The organism is Sulfurimonas sp., assembly GCF_018698455.1.
Taxonomy (GTDB): Bacteria; Campylobacterota; Campylobacteria; order Campylobacterales; family Sulfurimonadaceae; genus Sulfurimonas.
On sequence record NZ_JABIOQ010000058.1, the window covers coordinates 1 to 17,859 of the forward strand.

Consider the following 17,859-nt stretch of genomic DNA (forward strand, 5'->3'; position numbering starts at 1 on the left):
AAAATCAAATCTAGCATTAAAAGTGACGAATACTAAAAAAGCATTCGGACACTTTACGCTAAAATACTGTTACAGAAAATATCTCTTCTTAAACTGTCCGAACTCAAACGACATGGGTGTCCGGATACTCCGTTATATGCAGCTGTAATGGAGCAAGTACATGAAACAGCAAACAAAGAAGCAAATGTTTGTTGGTGTATAAGCTATAATAAATTAAGAACAAAAAATGATGTTGAAATACATACTTTTTTATTTTCTTAATTAAGTCTTATCTTTGATTGAATTGTATGTTGATCTTCCAAGTTAAAGTTATTTATTGATTTAATTTATGCCTCATAAACTCTTATATTTGGAACAGATTTTAGTAACAGGAAGATTGTTTCAAATAGAGTTGAATTTTGGAACATTATGAAGTAGTCAAATTGACTACTTCTTTTTAGCTACATCTTTAATAGCTCGATAGATTGTATTTCGAGCAACATGGAAGAATTTTTACAGCCATGCCACAGACTTTCCTTTTTCGTGTTCCTTATATATGACATTTTTCTCTTTGCTATTTAGAATAGCTCTTCTTCCAAATTGAACTCCTTTTTTCTTTGCAGCTTCAATTCCTTCTCTAACTCTTTCATTGATGAGTAGTTGACTCCTTTATTATGAATAGATTCACTATAACATTTTGTAAATTAGTACTTATTTGCTATTTTAGTCCGAATATCGTATAATTATAAAAAAGGAGGATACTTATGAAAACTAAAGATATATTTGATGTATTTGGTATTGCTCCATCTACATTGTCTGACTGGAGTAAAGAAGATAACAAAAAACATACTCTTGCTCAGTTGCTTAAAAATATGAGCATGGACGATGTTAAAGGTATCTTATCAAAGGAACTAAACTCTCAATCAAAACCAGTAATGCTTTTATCAACAGTAAACTGTTCCATAGGGAATAAAAAAAAGCATTTTACACTTACTGGTTTAAAGAATCTGTTTTATAAAAAAGAACCTTTAGATGTGTATGATAAATATGCACTTAAAACTATAAAGAATGAAGCATTAGAAGAAGAGATAGTTGATTTTAGAAACTACTATAGAATATCTCCTAAGAGAGTTGAAACAGTATTGGCTTTATTATGAAAAATGTTGAATTTATAAAAGAGCATTACAGTGAACAGATACATGCTTTAAACAGTTTTATTGAAGATGCCTACAGCTTTTTACCAAATCAAGACCACTCAACAATCAGGTTTGGTGGTGGGACTGCATTAGCTATATACTATTTTCAACACAGGCTGAGTTTTGATATTGACTTATTTGTGACTGATGTACAAATATTAAACTACCTTAGTCCAAAGCACTGGATAGATGAAACAAATAAGTTTAATAATAGTAAGTACATTGATCTATCAAACCACATAAGGGTATTGGAGAAAAAGAATAATATAAAAGTCGATGTGTTGGTCTCTCAAAATGCTTCATCTGACTATTTACTTGACAATTCAAAAGTTCTTTTTACCAGTGATGTTTATGTTGAGAGTATAGAAGATATTATTGGAGAACTTGGATAAAACAACTTTTGAAGAAGAGATAGAAATTGTAGCACCTTTTGAGAATTATATAAATGACTCTAAAAATGCACCTGAGATTATAAAACAAGAATGTCAAAAAATATTAACTTAGATGTATTGCTATTGAGTTTACTTGTTCCAAAAAGAACAGTATGAGGAACGCTTCCGTTTAATCTATAACAACTTACAAAGCACTTCATTTAATTTGTTTTATCAATAAGTTTTGATAAATAATCATCCATACCAGCCTCTAAAACCTTTCTCTATCCCCTTTAAGTGAATTAGCAGAGATTGCTATAATTGAGGTATGTTCTAAGTTTTTTTCTATGGCAAGTATATTTTTTGTAGCTTCTATACCATTCATATTTGGCATATTTTCATCCATTAATATAACTATCCAAGTTAGCTATCTTGATATTTTCTTTTCGCTTGAGTTAGTTTATTATAAGGTTCTATAGAATATTGTTACTTCTTAATTTTAACTACATAAGAAGAAAAAACAATATTGTTGAGTTCTGCAATAAGCTTATGAAAATTAAAATTAGTTTTATCTAGTAGGTCATCACTTACACTTTCAAACTCATCTAAATCTATTGCCGTTTTACTGTATATTGCAATATAAAGCTCTTTAATTGGTCCTTTGTAAGGATTTACTATTGTAAATGTATCTTCATCTTTTCCATTAGGATAGTTAAAAAAATTATCTGATTTACGGTTCGATAGTAAAACACCAACTTTTCCATTATGCTCAACATAAAGAATAGAAATATAACCAGCATCTTTATTGTGTATCTTAAAATACATTTTATCGTTTTGCTTATACTCTCTTTTATTAGCTTTGATAGAAATTGTGTTACTTTTTGTATTTGAAAATAGCTTATAAAAATTATCTTGAGAAATGGGCAAGAAAATATCTTTATATGATATCTGCCATAGATTATCTTTTCTGATGATTTTATAGTTTAGATTTTTCTTTATCTCACTGTTTAAACTTTTAACAAGAGGAGTGTTCTTTAAATATTGATTTTGTTTTTCATTTTGCAACTTTTTTGGTAAAAGTTTTTTAAATTTTTTCTCTAATGGGGAGTTGTCATATTTTACAGCAACATACCATTTTCCATCTGTTTTAACAGACTTAAGAACCTTAACCCCACTTAACACTGCACTAGCTTCTGATTTGATTTTACTTGAAGAATTACTATTTATTTCTCCATTTACATCTGAATCTGAAATACTCAAAGTTGACTGGATTTTGACAGATATAAACTCTACTATACTAGTAGTAGCTTTTTGTTTTGCTTTTACTAGTTCTTTATCTATTCCATAACCGATAAGTTCATTTCTATTAGTTGGTTCTAAATTGTAGAACCAACTAGGATTAGCAAAGGACAGGATAGGTAGAAAGATAAATAAAACTATTTTCATATTAATAAAGCTTTTGTTCTTTGTTTCCATAAATCTGAGGAACTTGTTTATATCCAAGACCTTTCATCAGGGAAGCTCTTCTTACTCTGCTTTTAATCTGTGGATAAATTTTATGGAGATTAGTCTTACCATTTGCCAACTCTTTAATAAGAAAGTAAGTAAACATTCTTTGCTTTTTAGTTTCATAATCATTTGCAAAGTCTGTCGATTTCCCTGCCGTAAAAACTGTAAGTTTATTTCCAGTTATAACTGTTTTATTTGTTCTTAAAACTGGAGCTACACCTTTATAGAGTAAACTTCCTTTATCATCTTTTCCACTAAAACAACTATCCATAAATACAAATACTTTTTTAGCATTTGATTTTGAAAGTTTTGCATAGATTCTATCTAGTTGTAAGTTTGGTTCTAAATGAATTGCATCAGCACTCATATCATTTGGAAGCATATATGTATTTCCATCTTTACCTGGAACACCATGTCCTGCAAAGTAAACATAAATATTTCCATTTCTATCTGAGAGTTCTTTTATTAATTCTATTTTTGCTTTTATCTGTCCTGAAGTAGCTTCATTATTAAGTAAGGTAATGATGTTTTCTTTTGGTACACCTAATGTTTTATTAGCTAACTCTTCAAATGCTAATGCTGATAAGTCAGCGTACTCAACAGATGTATTTTCTTTATAAGAGTTTATACCTATAACTAAAGCAAAAGAGTTAAAATTTTCTTTGTAAGCTCTTGAAAATCTATATTCTTTCATTGAGTTATACTCTTTTTTAAGCTCTTCTTTTGAGTTAATAGTATTACCAACTCTTACTATCTTTTCTTTATAAATAACTTTTATATTTTGTTTTGCTGGAGTATATGCATTAAGCTTTGGCTTAAGAGTACAACCAGAAAATGTAACTAGAACAATAAAAATACCTAAAATAACACTCTTCATTTTATTAATCTTCTTTTAGTTTTTGTAATTCTTCGTAACTTACTGGTGAGAATGGTGTTTTTCCAATCCAGAAACATTTAATATTAAACATAAATTCATCATCACTTAAACCAAAATTGAATGGTGCAAGTACACCAAGTTGTTCTTCACCGCGATCATATACGAAAGTGCCATCTGGAAAAACTAAATAACCAAAATCTCTACCCTGTAATTCTTTGTGTTTTAAAAGAATAGCTCTTTCATCAACAAGACCACCTTCAATTTCACCAAAAGATGAAACCTTTATATTTGCTGGAAGTTTATATCCCTTTATTAAGTCACCCTTATTGACTATAAACTTATGGGCACCTCCAACAAATCCATTTTGACAATGAAAACTTTGATTTGCTTTCATCAAGACCTTATGATTGTTGATGCTATTAATATCCAAAGTATCAACATTATGTTTGAATGAACAGCCTGTAAAAAATAAGCCCGACAACATAAATAGTATAAATATAAGTTTTTTCATGTAACTATTCCTTTTTTAAAAATCAATTTAAGACTACAAATCTTATGAAAAATTATATATAAATATTCTTAATCTATTGTTACTTGATAACAAAATACACATATGATTAGGCCTTATTTTTTAAAGTGACTATTTCAGAGCTTTTTAGTTTATTTAGATTCTCTAGTATACAAAGCTACATTAAACTTAAAGCTCATAAACTCTTATATTTAGAACAATAAGCACTCATATTACTTTACCGTGTTCCACAAAGTGTTCAAAAAGTAAAAACTGCAAAGTTCCAGAATCCTTAAGGGGTTATGGAACAAAAAAAGCGAGCTTCTAGGGCGGATGCAGTAAGTTCTTCAATCAGTGGAGCAAGTACTTCATCTTTAGAATTTAATATTCTATCTGTTTGATACAATGTTCTGAACACTTCCTTAAAAGTTACTCTCAAACTCATTGAGCATTTCCATACTTTGAAGTACAAAACTACCGACACTATCTTTTTCGAATTTGTACTTCGATTCAAAGACATCTACTGCACCGACTTTACGGTTATTTATTTGTTAAAGTCAACCGCTAGACTCCAATGAGAACAATAAGTTTCATTATATTTTCTATTTTTGATACAATATATAAAATATACAAGGCTTTTAATGAACTAAAATTTTGAAGGGGATCCAACAAAAGCGAAAAGTAATTTATCTAAGCATAAAATTAGTTTTGAAGATGCAAGTTCAATTTTTAAAGACAAAAAATCAATTTCACTTTTTGATGAAAGTCATAGTGAAGATGAAGAACGGAAGATGAAATAAAATTTTATAATAAAGGATAAACAGATGCAAAAAGAATATGATTTTTCAAAAGGCACAAGAGGAAAATTTTATAAAGAAAATGCTAATTTTCACTTACCAATATATTTAGATTCAGAACTTGAAGACTTTATAAACAAAATTGCTAACGAGAAAAATATAACTGTGACTCAAGTTGTAAACAACTTACTCTTTAAAGATAAAGAACTCATCGAACTAGCAAGAGCTGAAATCTAACAAACTTTGATACTTTAGATGAAATGATTTCAGATAAAAGAATTGATTCCCTAGAACTGTAATTAGGTGTTACTAAAGGATTACCACTATGAATATACTTCTTATGGAAGATGATGCAGTTTTATCAGATATATTACTTGACTACCTTAGGGAGTCTTGGAGTGTTGATTATGCTTTTAATTCTGCTGAAGTGTTTAAGCATTTAGAATCTAAAAAATATGACCTTTTCGTTTTTGACATTAATGTTACTGGGAAAAATGGACTAGAATTATTAGAGGAACTTCGCCAGTTCCATGATAAAACCCCTACTATTTTCATCACAGCCTACACTGATACTCAGTATCTTAAACATGCTTTTGACTTAGGAGCACATGACTATATAAAAAAACCTTTTGAGCTCGAAGAACTTGGTATACGTATACAAAACATACAAAAAAAATTTAATATTAAGACAGACAAAAATATCGAGATAACTTCAGAAATAATCTTTTCTCCTACAAAAAAAGAAATTATAACAAATAACAAAAAAACATCTCTAGGTTCAAAAGACACTATGCTACTTTCATACTTTCTTAATAATCCTAGTAGACTTATCTCTTCGGATGAGCTTATTCAAAATATTTGGGATTTTGACTCTATTCCAAGTGATGCAACACTTCGTTCACACATACGAACACTAAGAGAACTTATAGGAAAAGAGAAGATCAAAACTATTAGGGGAGAAGGATACCTTTATGAATAAGATTACAAAAAGATCTTTCTACTCATTTTTATCACTCTATCTTATCTCTTCTTTTATTTTCTTAGCAACTGCTGTTTACTGGTTTTTCAGTTCTCAACTTGCTATGGAAATGAACAACAATTTTTACAAGATGAATCATATAGCAGACAGTGTAAGTTCAAAAATAATTCATGCGCATATGAGTGCAGAGCATTATGAACTTCAAAAATTTCCAAATGCAAGGGTCGCATTACTAAGTAAAGACAAAAAACTTCTTTTTGGAGGGGTTAACAAAAACATAGACTTTTCACGAGAATTTTACAATGCAAACAATACATTCACACTCATTTCCAAGAGAGCATCTGGACACCTTGATGTCGAGTATATAGTTGTACGGAGTAGTGAGTGTAATGAAAATATTGTAATCTTAAAAAACAAGATAGCCTATGTAGTTATTATCACTGCGTTTGTTATCATTGTTATCGCTGTCTTTTTGTCCTATATGTTTTTAAAACCATTGCGAGATAAAATGCAAGAGATAGAAGACTTTGTTAAAGACACAACTCATGAGCTTAACACTCCTATTACAGCTCTTATGATGAGCCTTTCAAGACTAAAAAGTAAAAAGACCTATGATGAAAAGATTTTTAATAACATCTCCATTAGTACAAAACAACTTTATGATATATATTCATCTTTAAGTTACATAAGTTTTGATAACTCAGCAGAACCCGCCGAAGATATAATGTTTAACGATGTTGTCAATAACTGTATCTCTTACCATGGAGAACTTTTAGCTAAAAAAAATATCTCTGTTATAAAATCTATAGATGAGTGCCAGATAAACATAGCATCTTCAAAAGCAAAAATGCTTATAAATAATCTTCTCAACAACAGTATAAAGTACTCAACTCCAAATACAACTATTAGAATTATAACGACCGCTAATTCTCTCTGTATACAAGATGAGGGTATAGGAATTTCTAAAAAGAAACAAGAGGAAATTTTCAAGAGGTTTGTTCGGGCTTCCTCTTATGCAGGTGGATTTGGAGTTGGTTTAAGCATCGTCGATAGTATAGTAAAAGAGTATAACTATAAACTTTCTCTTGTCTCAAATGAGGGGGAAGGTACTACTATTACAATTACTTTCTAAATAATTTAAATTATATGCCCTATAAACTGACTTGCATTATCAAGAATTTCTGAGCCTCGCCTAAAACCTAACCCACAGGCTCCATCACTGTAAAAAACTCCTGCTTGGTAATAAACGCCATCTCCATCTTTTGAAAACTGTGTATACCTTTGGTAAATTGACTTATAGTCTCCATAAACGCCATCTCTTGCGTTTAGAAGCTTACCGTTTTCATGGATCTCTATGTTTGCACCCTCGCGTCCAAACATAGTTTTCTTGACATACTTTCCCTTTATCTCACAAAAGTCTGTCTCTAGTAAGTAAGGTGAGGTAGGAAAAAGTTCATAGAGTATAGCTAGCATTCCTTTGGACTGATATAAAAGTGTGTACGCGGGGTTGAGCATTGAGACACCCTCTTCGGCTTGAAAATCTTCCATATCTTCCCAAGGATACAGTTTAAAAAAGAACTCATACTCTCTTTGTAAATCTACATCTTCAAGATAAGAAAACTCAGTTACAAGTCCTACATCTTTTGCCATCTTTTCTAAAAGCTTTACAGTCTGTTTTTCTTCATCATTTCCATTAACACAAGCAAATAAAAGACGACTAAATGCACCTTTTTTAGATTCCGATATCTTTTTGAACTTACGGCTAACATTTTCATATATGTTATTAAACTGTGTGTTATGTGTTAGGCAATTATCTTCTAAAAGCATTAGCTGTACTAGGGTAGACTCTACTAAAAGTGTTGGCGTGTCTGCATTGAACTCTATGAGTTTTATAGGAAGCCCATCTATCCCTCCACTCAAATCGAAACGACCATAAAGGTGATTTTCTCTCTCATATTTCCATGAGTTTTTTATCTGTTCAATCAGAGTATTTGGTATATCAAGAGCATCAAATAAATCATTTTTAATTACATATTCTGCTGCTTCTTCATACATCTCATAAAGGGAATTTGCAGCATCATAATAAGCTCTGGCCTCATCTTCTGTTATCTTTATTAAACTCTCTTTGACTAAGTATTCTGAATGTTCATCATTAAACCAAGAAAAACCAACTCTTTCCAGTGCATCAGTATCTATTGGTTTTATATCAACAAAAGTAGGCATTACTCGTACTTTACTTCCATCTGTGAACCATTCATCTCTGTTTTATCAAAACCCTGTGATTTTCCCCAAAAAGAGATAATCTTTTGAAGTAGTTTTGCAGCAAAGACTTGAGAGACATTTGAAGCCTCAGGGATAAGCTCTACTATGTCAGCACCTTTAATTGTTATGTTTGTGTTTGCAAATAAAGTCTCTAATATATCTAATGCCAAAAACCAGTCAATTCCACCAGGTTGAGGAGTCCCTACACTTGGAACACAGGCAGGGTCAAATGCATCCATGTCTATACTTAGGTAAACATCCCCCTCTAGGTTAGAAATGTGTGAGAGAAGTTCTTCTTGAACTTTTGATTTTTGTAGGGCTCTATCTGAGAAAAATGTTATGTTTTTATCTTCTGCTATTCGTATAGCCTCATTCTCAAAGATAGAACGCACACCAACAAGAACTATTTTATGTCCTTGGTCAAGCAAGTGATGAGTAGGTGTCGCATGACTAAACGCCGAACCTTGGTAAGACTCTCTCATATCTGCATGTGCATCTAAAAAAAGTATAGTCGATTTTTTATCTAAAACACTCGAAGTTATTTGAGGAGTAATAGAATGTTCACCACCTAAAGATATAAGAAATTGATTTTCTTTGATGTTGAGGGCTGTGATGGCGTTTGTTATTTGTTTGTACTCGGTCAGTGAACTCTCAACTCTTACTTTCATGTACTTTGTAGGTGACCACTTAGCATCTTCTTCGTAAAACTCTAAGTCATCTCCTATCTCTAAAATAGCTTGGGGTGCACCTGCTGTCCCGCCTTTTCCTGAGACTGTTTGCTCATGAGGTATAGGAAGAATGATGATATCGGCACTCTCAAGACTTGCATTAGGAAGAGATTGGTATTTCATATTTTTACTCACTTTGTATTTTCCTCAAACTCTTTTATCACTGCAAATAAAGCACTACTGAGTTTTGTAAGTTCTTCTTTACTTATAACATAAGGAGGCATAATGTAAACAAGGTTTAAAAATGGTCTTACCCAAACACCATGTTTTATAAACGCAGGGGTCATAAATGCCAAGTCAACTTCTTTGTTTAACTCTACAACACCGATAGCACCAAGGACTCTTGTTTCTTTGACTATATCTAGACTTTCACACTTTTTTAACTCTTGTTTTAGTTGCATTTGTATGTCTAAAACTTTTGTTTGCCATGGTGACTTTAAAAGAAGTTCAAGGCTTGCGTTTGCCACTGCACATGCAAGAGGATTTGCCATAAAAGTTGGTCCATGCATTAAAACATTTCCACCCGTTTCAACCCCTAACATCACTTTTTTACTTGTTAATGTAGCCGCTAGAGACATGTATCCTCCAGTCAAAGCCTTACCCACACAAAGGATGTCAGGCTCTATGTCTGCATACTCATAAGCAAAAAGTTTTCCTGTCCGACCAAACCCGGTAGCTATTTCATCTAAGATAAGTAACACACCATATTCATCACAAAGTTCTCTTACTCTCTTTAAAAAATGTGGAGAGTAAATTCTCATACCACCAGCACCTTGAACTATTGGTTCAACTATAACAGCGGCTATCTGTTTGTGATTGTTATGAAGTTTTGTTTTAAAATCTTCTATGTACTTTTCATTCCATTCCTCATCAAAACCACACTCTGGTTCTTGAGCAAATATATTTTTATGAAGTATACCTTCAAACGCAGAGTGCATTCCTGTTACTGGATCACATACAGACATAGCTCCAAAAGTATCGCCATGATAACCCTTGCTAAACGCAAGGATTTTAGTTTTTTCTTTGTTACCTTCAGAGTTATGGTACTGAAATGCCATCTTCAAAGCCACTTCAACTGAAACTGAACCAGAGTCGCTAAAAAAGATATGTTCTAATGAAGGACTTGTAATCTCTATAAGTGTTTGTGCTAGTTTAATTGCAGGTTCATGTGTTAAACCACCAAACATAATATGGCTCATTTTACTAAGCTGTTCATGTGCTGCAATATTTAACTCACTAACATTATAACCATGAATAACTGACCACCATGAGCTCATTCCATCGATTATTTTTCTACCATCTTCAAGCTCTAAGTAAACACCATTTGCAGACTTTACAAGTTCCATATCAGTAGATGGACTTGAAGGTGCATAAGGATGTAATATATGTTTTTTATCAAAATCTATCAAGTTATTCTCCATTCATTAAATATACTTAATATCTCCGTATTTAACTGCCAAATATTATCATTTAGTTGCATTGTTTCCCTCTTTATTGATTAGAGTGATTATACATTTTATTTACTTTAGTCATGATGTTATGTTTAAGGTGAGTTTAGAAAAAGGGATTATTGAAACATAATCCCTTTTGAAGTATTTAGTCTATGCTAAGAGAATTTATAACGAACCAAGAACCTCTGTTTCCACCTCGCATCGAAATGTAGATTGCACTTACCTCTCCTTTAATTGGCAGACTTGTAATACCAGGACTTGCTTTCCTTTGTGTACCAAGTCTGTGCCACTGGTTTTGTGCATAAACCCACACTTCCATCTCTCTTGCATAATAATAAGAATGCCAATCTATATAAATATTATTTACAGATTTTGGTGTATCAAATGCCACTTGAATAAAATCACTTTGATAATACCCATTAGTTAGTGTCTGACTAACCCAACTTGTACCTTCATTACCATCAATTGTATTTTGAGGTACATATGAGTTATTGTAATAACTACCTGATGTAATACTTGCACCACTAAGAGTTGTTTCCTTAGTTGGAGTCTCTTCAGCTTCTTCATAAGTAGTAAACTCCCAAGTGGAAGCTAAAGATAAAGTGTTGTCATTAAGATCTTTAACTGTATTGCTTAAGTTAACAGTATATTTTGTTCCATCACGAAGAGGAGAATCTGGAGTAATAGTTACTTGTTCACCTACTATTGAAATACTAATATTTACATTAGCCCCGCTTTGAGACTTAATAGTTAGAGCTGATTCTAGGGATTCTAAGGTAACTTCTTCACTAAATATAATCTCTATATTGCTATCAACAGAAATATCAACAGCATTTGACTCAGGAGTATAACTTAATACTTCTGGTGGAACTATATCAGAGTTATCTTGTTTTACTTTAGTTGTAAAGCTTGAACTAAACGCAGTCTCTATAGTGTTCTCAGCCATATCTGTTACACCGCTAATGTTAATGGTATAAACACTTCCATAAGCTAATGCACTATTTGGTATGATACTTATTGTCTCGCCATTAACATTAAGTGTACTTACAATATTAGTCCCCAATGCATCTTTTAATACAACTGTACTACTATTGACACTTGAGTTTTTAATAGGCTCACTAAATTTGACCTTAATAGTTGGTTCTACTGAGAGGTTAGTCGCATTTGAAACAGGAGTAATTGAAACTATTGTTGGAGCTATTGTATCAGGTTCTGTACATTCCCATGTTCCAGGAATTAAAACAGCATCTAGAGATAACATTACTGATTTATATTCTGGTGAGCACTCTCCATAAACACCTGTTGCAGCTGTTTTAACAGAATTACGAACAGCCGAAAAACCTGTTCTGCTACCGATTGTATTGATTTGTGCTTCATACCAAATACGACTTGCTTTTTCTAAACCAATACCAGGAACACTTATATCACTTTTACCTTTAGGGTGTGTACCTCCACCTGCTAGTAGCGCATAAGAAAGATTATAAATACCACTATTTGTATGTACAAAACAGTTATCATTTTGTTGTGAACATGAGTTTGCTGTTCCTCTATCATTATAGTTATCATATGAGCGTCCATCTTTTGTTGGGTTATCCATATATCGCTCCCAACTCTCAGCATCAAGAGCTTCACCCAATATCCATGTATTTTGTGTGATTTTAATCTCACTAGGATTGTCTATGTCTGAGCCACCTGATTCTGCCCATGACTGAATTGTCACTCCAAACATATCTGAAAGTGCTTCATTAAGTGCACCTGTCTCGTCTTCATACTTTAGTTTTGACTCATTATCTGTAATAGCATGTGTTAACTCATGACCCACAATATCGGGAGCTGAAGCAAACTGATTAATATTGTTATCCCCTGCACCAAAGACTAGCGTGCCATTCTGACCGGTATAAAATGCATTTAGACCGCTACATCGTCGTGACTGCTGATCATAAAACTGTGCGTTAACAGTCATCTTAATAGCACCTCCATTAAGATCATAAGAGTCTCGGTTAAACATCAGCTTATAGAAGTTATATGAGTCAGCTAAAAAATCATAAGCCTTATCAACAACTTTATTTCCTGTTGGTGTTGGACTATTTCGTCTAAGTTCACCTGGAAACTGATCGCACTCAACACCTTCATAAACACTCACATCAAGCGAGGAGTGTATCTGAGTATATTCTTGTAGTAACACCCCACTATTAGCATCTATATAAAACTCATCAAAGGCCTGTCCTCCATCAACATGTATATATCTAACTTTCGAGCGGTATGTTAAAGATTGATTCTGATTTTTATCTGTAAAGACAACAAGTTCTGGTCCTTCATAAATTTTAGTTGTATCTTTGTTTCCATCTGTTCTAAGGTTTAGGAAGTCAGTCAGTGTCTGGTCTGCATCCATAGAAGCAGTGGTATCAATATCTACAAGTGTGTCATACTTACCAGAAATACTTTGAAGATTTAAATCTTTATCAATCTGAAGCACAAGTTCAGCTCCATCAATAGGTACGCCATTTAATGTCTGGTTAAAATGGTAGTAAGAGCTACCTGCACCACCATAAGTTGAGTCAGTATATGTAAAGTTTATTTTATCTTGACGATGAGAAGGAACTAATGAGCTCATCAACAACTCTTTTGCATCATCTGTCGTGGCAACCTTTATAGTTTTACTGCTGTAACTTTGATAAACATCAAAAGTAGGACTCTTTTTCAGTTTGAGACTAGGAGTTGAACTATTTAAGTTTGAAGTCTTTTGTGCTGTAATATTTTTTTCTTCTTTTACAAAGCTAGAGAGAGGCTGGGATTCTTTAGATATTTCAACTTTATCTATTTTTTGCTCTTGTATATTATAAAGGCCTAACACTATAACTACTGCTATACTTCCACTTATTATTAGTCTTTTATTCTTCATATTTGTCCCTTAATATTAAAACCATATTTATTATAATATATTATATTAACTTAGTGAGTTCTTTATTTATTTTTATAGAATTTAAAAAGATTTTATCGTTAAAATTCACTAACGTAGCTTTTTTGATGGATTTCAACTATAATAAATTATTATTTTTATTGATGAGGAAAATATTATGAATATTAGATATTTATTAGTGTTATTTATCGTATTAATTGTTTCTACTTTTAGTGCCTGTGGATCACCATCAAGTGATGAGGCAAACCCTTTATCTGAAACAAATACATCTGTGATTATAGATCCAAATGACAATAACAATACAGTAGAGACAAATAGTACCCTTTCTCAAGAAGAGTCTCTAAGACTGCTTGCATCTAAAACGCTACTTTTTAATTTTTTTAGTGCTCCACATTATCGTACGGATACTATTAGTATGGATAGTGATATTACAGTACAGACAATTATCAATAATATAAAAGAGGTTGAAATAAATGGATTAACTTCTACTGGTCGAGCTTTTAAATGCATAAGTAATCCTGGTGCTTATCCTTATTACTGCTTTTGGACTTACGAAACACGAGGTACATATAATAACTATCTTTTCAATATAGATGCGAATGAAATAAAAGGTTTCTACTCTTTAAGTGCGACTGATGAAGACGGACTAAGTTCAGTCCGTGATAATCCAGATAGCAACCTAACTGTGGACAGTAATATATCTAATTAATTTATCTGCTACTCCATATATCTCTGCTCTTATTAAAATAATATTTGAGTATGGCTCCATCGTCAACTTCTCTGCCATTTTGTCATTTAGATTAAACACTGTGTTTTGACTCTCACAAATTTTCTTTGCTTCATCATACTCTTCTCTACTTACTTTATATAAATCATTTACAATTTTTATCTGATTCGGATGAATAATAGTCTTAGAGAAAAGTCCTTCTTTGAGGTCGCGTTTAACATCTCTGATAAATCCATCCTCATCTTTAAAACATGGATAAACACCACCACTAACTACAAAACCTGCACTTTTAAAAACTGCGATAAAGTTTCCAATAACTGATGCAGTAGCAGCATAATCAAATAGACTCTCTTCACAACTGCGTTTCATGCTCAACTGTCTTAACATATCTTCTAATCCAAAACGCACTAACACTATGTTTTGTTTTGATGTTAGTAAAATATCTTTGAGTTCATGTAGTTCATTTTGATTAAAAAGTTCCTTTCCCTCTATGCTTGGCATAAGCCCAAAATCATAAGGCTTTAAAATGTCAAGATACTCTTTAGCATTTGTAAGTGAAAACTTCGGAAGGATAAAGCCATCTATTTTTTCTATTCCACTCATTGATAAAAGTTTTTTCAATATATTTGTATTTTTAGGTCTAATAAAAACTAAAAGTTTCTTTTTCTTATACACTTTTAAAAGCTTCTCTATAGCCTTTAAGCCTATGCTTAATTCAACTTCATTAAGTCCATCTTCGGTATCAACCAAGACACTTTTTAGATTAACATATTTCTCATGGCAAATAATATTTTCAAGGTTTTTATGTGTACTTGGAACAAAAAGAGTTCCCCCTAAAGCTATGTAGTTCTTTTCATTCATAATGTTTTATCCACCCTGAACCAACCTGCAATTGAGTGGCGTTTTTTCTTTGCAGGAAGAACTTCATGAGGGAACTTATCACTTAAAAACACTACCAAAGTGTTTTCATTTGGAACAACTGTGTCAATGAGAGTACCATTATCATCATAAATAAGTAACTCTCCGCCATTCTCTTTATCCCAACCTTCATTAAGATAAAAAACAAGGGGTTAAGAGTGTTTTTAATAATGATGTAGCCATCACTTACTAAAGAGTCAGTTATGTTTTCGTAGAGTTTTGTACTCATTATGAATATTTTGGATTAGATAAACCTCACAAAGGAGGTTTATTAAAATTAGATAGGTAAAACGCGAATTTTACTTGAAAGTTTTTCTTGAAGAGTAGACTCTATTGCATAAAGTGTACCAGTAGCAGATGATGAACAACCATCACAGTTACCTAAGTAACGAATATAGATATCTATGTTTTCATCAGCTTTTTTGATGTCAATGATTTCAACATTACCACCGTCCATGATAAGAAATTGACGAACACTGTCATCAATAACTGCATCAACAGCTTTAATTTGCTGAACAAGAGTCATATCTTCAAAAACACCACCACCAGCTGCTATAGCATCAGCAGAAGCTTTCATTTTTTCTTCGTCCATTTCTTTTCTAGTGTCTGCTAAGATATCTACTAAGTAGTAATCCATAGCTTCGTGTCCACCAGGCTTGATACATGACTTACAAAAACCACCAGCTTTAGTGTAATCTGTGATTTCACCAACTGTCTTAAGGTCATTTAACTTAATAACCTCTTGAAGTGTACCAAGTGAAACACGAGCACATTCACAAACGATGATTTCTGTTTCAAAACTCTCTGCATCAACACCCATGTAAAGACCAGCAGCTTTTTTGATAACATCATAAGCCATAACTGAACAGTGCATTTTTTGAGGTGGAACAGCAGGTGTTTCAGGATCATCACGAAGAGCAAGCTCAACATCAATATTTGTAATTTTAACAGCTTCTTGAACTGTTTTACCAATACAAAGTTCAGTCATAACATCAGAAGATGCGATAGCCGTACCACAACCAAAAGATTTAAACTTAGAGTTAACAATCTCATCATTTTTAGGATTAATCTCCCAGTAAAGACGAACTGCATCTCCACAAGATTCTGCACCAAAATCAGCAACAATAAGTTTATTACCACGATCTTCAGCTTCAGCATCAAAAATTTCTCCTTGATGTTGAGGGTTGTTCATTAATGTTGTTACTTTGTTAGAATACGCGTCCCATAAAGACTCGTTTAATATATCTGCTTTTGCCATAATATTTTCCTTTTTGATTATTTATCCCAGTATCGGAACTCGTCCCGACACCTACACTAACGCTTGGTTCTCTTCAGCAGAGAGCTTGCGCAACTAGTTGCTTTTATTAGCGCTTTTTAGTGATGGTGAAGTTCACACTCTTGAACCTCTCCCCCTGCTGTTGGCTTCTGTTTTGCAAATGAACTTGAAATCGCTCTTAAACGACCTACTGCATCTTTAAAATGTGATATTGTGTAATCAATCTCAGTCTCTGTTGTGAAACGAGAAAGTGAAAGACGGATACCAGTGTGAGCAAGTTCATTATCTGCACCAATTGCTAACATAACACTGTTTGCTTCTAGGTCTGCAGATGCACAAGCTGAACCAGTTGATGCTCCAATTTGGCCATTGTTTAGGTCCCAAAGCATACCTTCACCTTCAACACCCTTAATAGATATTAAGATAGTGTTTGGAGTACGGTTGTTTCTGTCACCAATTACGAATGTGTCACTAAGTTCTAAAATAGCATCTTCCAAACGGTCACGCTTAGCTCTAATTGAAGCCATTGTTGCTTGAATATTTTTTGTAGCAAGTTCCATTGCTAGACCCATTCCAACAATATATGCTACATTTAAAGTACCTGAACGACGACCACCCATTTGATCACCACCATGCATTAAAGGAGAAAGGTCTTGTGAATCTTTAATATAAAGAGCACCTATTCCTTTTGGTCCATGAAATTTATGTGCCGAAAAAGATGCGAAGTCAAGATGTACATCTTGCAAATCAACAGGTATTTTCCCTATTGCTTGAACTGCATCCGAATGAAAAAGAACACCTTTTTCTTTACAAATTTCACCAATTTCTTTAATTGGGTTAATCATACCAGTTTCATTTGAAGCCCACATGATCGAAACTAAAGCAGTTTTGTCAGTAATAAAACTTTTTACAGTATGTACCTCAACAACACCTTGCTCATTTACTGGAAGGTATGTAACTTTAACGCCTTGGTCTTCTAAAAACTTACATGTAGCAAGAATTGCTGGATGTTCAACTTCTGTTGTTACTATATGGTTTTTATCACCATTTAAAATTTTATCAGCCCACACAGATTGTAAAACCCAGTTATTTGACTCTGTTGCACCTGATGTAAAAACGATATCATCATTGTCGCTTGCATTAAGAGCAGTGTAAACTTGATCTATTGCAGTCGAAAGTGCTGGATGAGATGCTGTCCCGAATTTGTGAAGTGAGTTAGGGTTACCATAAACATCACTAAAAAATGGTTGCATAGCTTCTACGACTAGTGGGTCACACATAGTAGTTGCATTATTATCTAAATATACTTTCATTTTATACCTCTTTATTTAAGAATGATTACCATTCTTTTTTAAACAAGA

At 32.7% G+C, this 17,859-nt stretch carries 20 protein-coding genes and 1 pseudogene; 7 read left to right on the plus strand and 14 right to left on the minus strand.

What is annotated here, in order from left to right:
- Positions 1-743 precede the first annotated feature (743 nt).
- Both HOG88_RS08365 and HOG88_RS08370 read left to right on the plus strand, forming a co-directional pair.
- Positions 744-1,136 carry a hypothetical protein gene (locus HOG88_RS08365; protein ID WP_295005121.1) on the plus strand — a complete coding sequence of 131 codons (393 nt, stop codon included), beginning with the start codon at positions 744-746 and terminating at the stop codon, positions 1,134-1,136.
- Positions 1,133-1,567: a nucleotidyl transferase AbiEii/AbiGii toxin family protein gene (locus tag HOG88_RS08370; protein ID WP_295005123.1), complete on the plus strand. Its 435-nt coding sequence runs from the start codon at positions 1,133-1,135 to the stop codon at positions 1,565-1,567. The genes HOG88_RS08365 and HOG88_RS08370 overlap by 4 nt, the downstream gene beginning before the upstream one ends.
- A 250-nt stretch (positions 1,568-1,817) precedes the next feature.
- Here HOG88_RS08370 and HOG88_RS08375 read toward each other — a convergent pair whose 3' ends face one another.
- The 5 genes from HOG88_RS08375 to HOG88_RS08395 all read right to left on the minus strand — a co-directional run bounded on the left by HOG88_RS08375 (position 1,818) and on the right by HOG88_RS08395 (position 4,885).
- Positions 1,818-1,952 carry a hypothetical protein gene (locus tag HOG88_RS08375; protein WP_295005125.1) on the minus strand — a complete coding sequence of 45 codons (135 nt, stop codon included), beginning with the start codon at positions 1,950-1,952 and terminating at the stop codon, positions 1,818-1,820.
- Positions 1,953-2,032: 80 nt separating this feature from the next.
- Positions 2,033-2,992, minus strand: coding sequence for an LPP20 family lipoprotein (locus HOG88_RS08380; RefSeq protein WP_295005127.1), 960 nt, complete (start codon positions 2,990-2,992; stop codon positions 2,033-2,035).
- Between the two features lies 1 nt (position 2,993).
- Positions 2,994-3,932 (minus strand): caspase family protein, encoded by a 939-nt coding sequence (locus HOG88_RS08385; protein ID WP_295005129.1) that lies wholly within the window; start codon positions 3,930-3,932, stop codon positions 2,994-2,996.
- Between the two features lie 4 nt (positions 3,933-3,936).
- Positions 3,937-4,443, minus strand: a complete 507-nt coding sequence (locus HOG88_RS08390) for a hypothetical protein (protein WP_295005130.1) — start codon at positions 4,441-4,443, stop codon at positions 3,937-3,939.
- 289 nt (positions 4,444-4,732) lie between these two features.
- Positions 4,733-4,885 (minus strand): hypothetical protein, encoded by a 153-nt coding sequence (locus HOG88_RS08395; protein WP_295005132.1) that lies wholly within the window; start codon positions 4,883-4,885, stop codon positions 4,733-4,735.
- A gap of 229 nt (positions 4,886-5,114) precedes the next feature.
- Here HOG88_RS08395 and HOG88_RS11940 point away from each other — a divergent pair.
- The 4 genes and pseudogenes from HOG88_RS11940 to HOG88_RS08410 all read left to right on the plus strand — a co-directional run.
- Positions 5,115-5,240 (plus strand): annotated as a pseudogene (locus HOG88_RS11940) (BrnT family toxin); the annotation flags it as partial.
- Between the two features lie 24 nt (positions 5,241-5,264).
- Positions 5,265-5,474 (plus strand): hypothetical protein, encoded by a 210-nt coding sequence (locus HOG88_RS08400; protein WP_295005134.1) that lies wholly within the window; start codon positions 5,265-5,267, stop codon positions 5,472-5,474.
- 88 nt (positions 5,475-5,562) lie between these two features.
- Positions 5,563-6,216 carry a response regulator transcription factor gene (locus HOG88_RS08405; RefSeq protein ID WP_295005136.1) on the plus strand — a complete coding sequence of 218 codons (654 nt, stop codon included), beginning with the start codon at positions 5,563-5,565 and terminating at the stop codon, positions 6,214-6,216.
- Complete coding sequence (locus HOG88_RS08410; RefSeq protein WP_295005139.1) at positions 6,209-7,348, plus strand: HAMP domain-containing sensor histidine kinase; 1,140 nt, start codon at positions 6,209-6,211, stop codon at positions 7,346-7,348. The genes HOG88_RS08405 and HOG88_RS08410 overlap by 8 nt, the downstream gene beginning before the upstream one ends.
- Positions 7,349-7,353: 5 nt before the next feature.
- On the opposite strand, the gene HOG88_RS08415 is transcribed toward HOG88_RS08410, so the two are convergent.
- The 4 genes from HOG88_RS08415 to HOG88_RS08430 form a co-directional block, all read right to left on the minus strand.
- The gene (locus HOG88_RS08415; RefSeq protein ID WP_295005141.1) at positions 7,354-8,439 is read right to left on the minus strand and encodes a glutathionylspermidine synthase family protein; all 1,086 of its coding nucleotides are present in this window, start codon (positions 8,437-8,439) and stop codon (positions 7,354-7,356) included.
- The gene (speB, locus tag HOG88_RS08420) at positions 8,439-9,341 is read right to left on the minus strand and encodes an agmatinase (protein WP_295005143.1); all 903 of its coding nucleotides are present in this window, start codon (positions 9,339-9,341) and stop codon (positions 8,439-8,441) included. The genes HOG88_RS08415 and speB overlap by 1 nt, the downstream gene beginning before the upstream one ends.
- A complete protein-coding gene (bioA, locus tag HOG88_RS08425; RefSeq protein ID WP_295005145.1) occupies positions 9,338-10,615 on the minus strand; it encodes an adenosylmethionine--8-amino-7-oxononanoate transaminase in 1,278 nt (425 codons plus the stop codon). Before bioA ends, speB begins: the two co-directional genes overlap by 4 nt.
- Positions 10,616-10,802: 187 nt before the next feature.
- On the minus strand, positions 10,803-13,559 hold the full coding sequence (locus HOG88_RS08430; RefSeq protein WP_295005147.1) for an Ig-like domain-containing protein: 2,757 nt from the start codon (positions 13,557-13,559) through the stop codon (positions 10,803-10,805).
- Positions 13,560-13,734: 175 nt separating this feature from the next.
- Here HOG88_RS08430 and HOG88_RS08435 point away from each other — a divergent pair, with 175 nt between their 5' ends.
- A complete protein-coding gene (locus tag HOG88_RS08435; RefSeq protein WP_295005149.1) occupies positions 13,735-14,286 on the plus strand; it encodes a hypothetical protein in 552 nt (183 codons plus the stop codon).
- Here HOG88_RS08435 and HOG88_RS08440 read toward each other — a convergent pair.
- The 5 genes from HOG88_RS08440 to HOG88_RS08460 form a co-directional block, all read right to left on the minus strand.
- Positions 14,257-15,165 carry an HpcH/HpaI aldolase/citrate lyase family protein gene (locus HOG88_RS08440; protein WP_295005151.1) on the minus strand — a complete coding sequence of 303 codons (909 nt, stop codon included), beginning with the start codon at positions 15,163-15,165 and terminating at the stop codon, positions 14,257-14,259. The genes HOG88_RS08435 and HOG88_RS08440 overlap by 30 nt on opposite strands.
- Complete coding sequence (locus HOG88_RS08445) at positions 15,162-15,317, minus strand: 2OG-Fe(II) oxygenase (protein ID WP_295005209.1); 156 nt, start codon at positions 15,315-15,317, stop codon at positions 15,162-15,164. Before HOG88_RS08445 ends, HOG88_RS08440 begins: the two co-directional genes overlap by 4 nt.
- A complete protein-coding gene (locus HOG88_RS08450) occupies positions 15,257-15,451 on the minus strand; it encodes a hypothetical protein (protein ID WP_295005153.1) in 195 nt (64 codons plus the stop codon). Before HOG88_RS08450 ends, HOG88_RS08445 begins: the two co-directional genes overlap by 61 nt.
- 48 nt (positions 15,452-15,499) lie before the next feature.
- The gene (locus HOG88_RS08455) at positions 15,500-16,480 is read right to left on the minus strand and encodes an iron-sulfur cluster assembly scaffold protein (RefSeq protein ID WP_295005155.1); all 981 of its coding nucleotides are present in this window, start codon (positions 16,478-16,480) and stop codon (positions 15,500-15,502) included.
- Between the two features lie 116 nt (positions 16,481-16,596).
- Complete coding sequence (locus HOG88_RS08460) at positions 16,597-17,811, minus strand: NifS family cysteine desulfurase (RefSeq protein ID WP_295005157.1); 1,215 nt, start codon at positions 17,809-17,811, stop codon at positions 16,597-16,599.
- Positions 17,812-17,859 lie beyond the last annotated feature (48 nt).

Bases quoted from the DNA above. Each gene is read 5' to 3' on its own strand.
- HOG88_RS08435 (WP_295005149.1), top strand. From the start codon at position 13,735: ATGAATATTAGATATTTATTAGTGTTATTTATCGTATTAATTGTTTCT.
- HOG88_RS08380 (WP_295005127.1), bottom strand. From the start codon at position 2,992: ATGAAAATAGTTTTATTTATCTTTCTACCTATCCTGTCCTTTGCTAAT.
- HOG88_RS08410 (WP_295005139.1), top strand. From the start codon at position 6,209: ATGAATAAGATTACAAAAAGATCTTTCTACTCATTTTTATCACTCTAT.
- HOG88_RS08390 (WP_295005130.1), bottom strand. From the start codon at position 4,443: ATGAAAAAACTTATATTTATACTATTTATGTTGTCGGGCTTATTTTTT.
- HOG88_RS08455 (WP_295005155.1), bottom strand. From the start codon at position 16,480: ATGGCAAAAGCAGATATATTAAACGAGTCTTTATGGGACGCGTATTCT.
- HOG88_RS08460 (WP_295005157.1), bottom strand. From the start codon at position 17,811: ATGAAAGTATATTTAGATAATAATGCAACTACTATGTGTGACCCACTA.
- HOG88_RS08430 (WP_295005147.1), bottom strand. From the start codon at position 13,559: ATGAAGAATAAAAGACTAATAATAAGTGGAAGTATAGCAGTAGTTATA.
- HOG88_RS08375 (WP_295005125.1), bottom strand. From the start codon at position 1,952: ATGGATGAAAATATGCCAAATATGAATGGTATAGAAGCTACAAAAAAT.
- HOG88_RS08365 (WP_295005121.1), top strand. From the start codon at position 744: ATGAAAACTAAAGATATATTTGATGTATTTGGTATTGCTCCATCTACA.
- HOG88_RS08415 (WP_295005141.1), bottom strand. From the start codon at position 8,439: ATGCCTACTTTTGTTGATATAAAACCAATAGATACTGATGCACTGGAA.
- HOG88_RS08395 (WP_295005132.1), bottom strand. From the start codon at position 4,885: ATGAGTTTGAGAGTAACTTTTAAGGAAGTGTTCAGAACATTGTATCAA.
- HOG88_RS08370 (WP_295005123.1), top strand. From the start codon at position 1,133: ATGAAAAATGTTGAATTTATAAAAGAGCATTACAGTGAACAGATACAT.
- HOG88_RS08385 (WP_295005129.1), bottom strand. From the start codon at position 3,932: ATGAAGAGTGTTATTTTAGGTATTTTTATTGTTCTAGTTACATTTTCT.
- HOG88_RS08400 (WP_295005134.1), top strand. From the start codon at position 5,265: ATGCAAAAAGAATATGATTTTTCAAAAGGCACAAGAGGAAAATTTTAT.
- HOG88_RS08450 (WP_295005153.1), bottom strand. From the start codon at position 15,451: ATGAGTACAAAACTCTACGAAAACATAACTGACTCTTTAGTAAGTGAT.
- HOG88_RS08440 (WP_295005151.1), bottom strand. From the start codon at position 15,165: ATGAATGAAAAGAACTACATAGCTTTAGGGGGAACTCTTTTTGTTCCA.
- HOG88_RS08405 (WP_295005136.1), top strand. From the start codon at position 5,563: ATGAATATACTTCTTATGGAAGATGATGCAGTTTTATCAGATATATTA.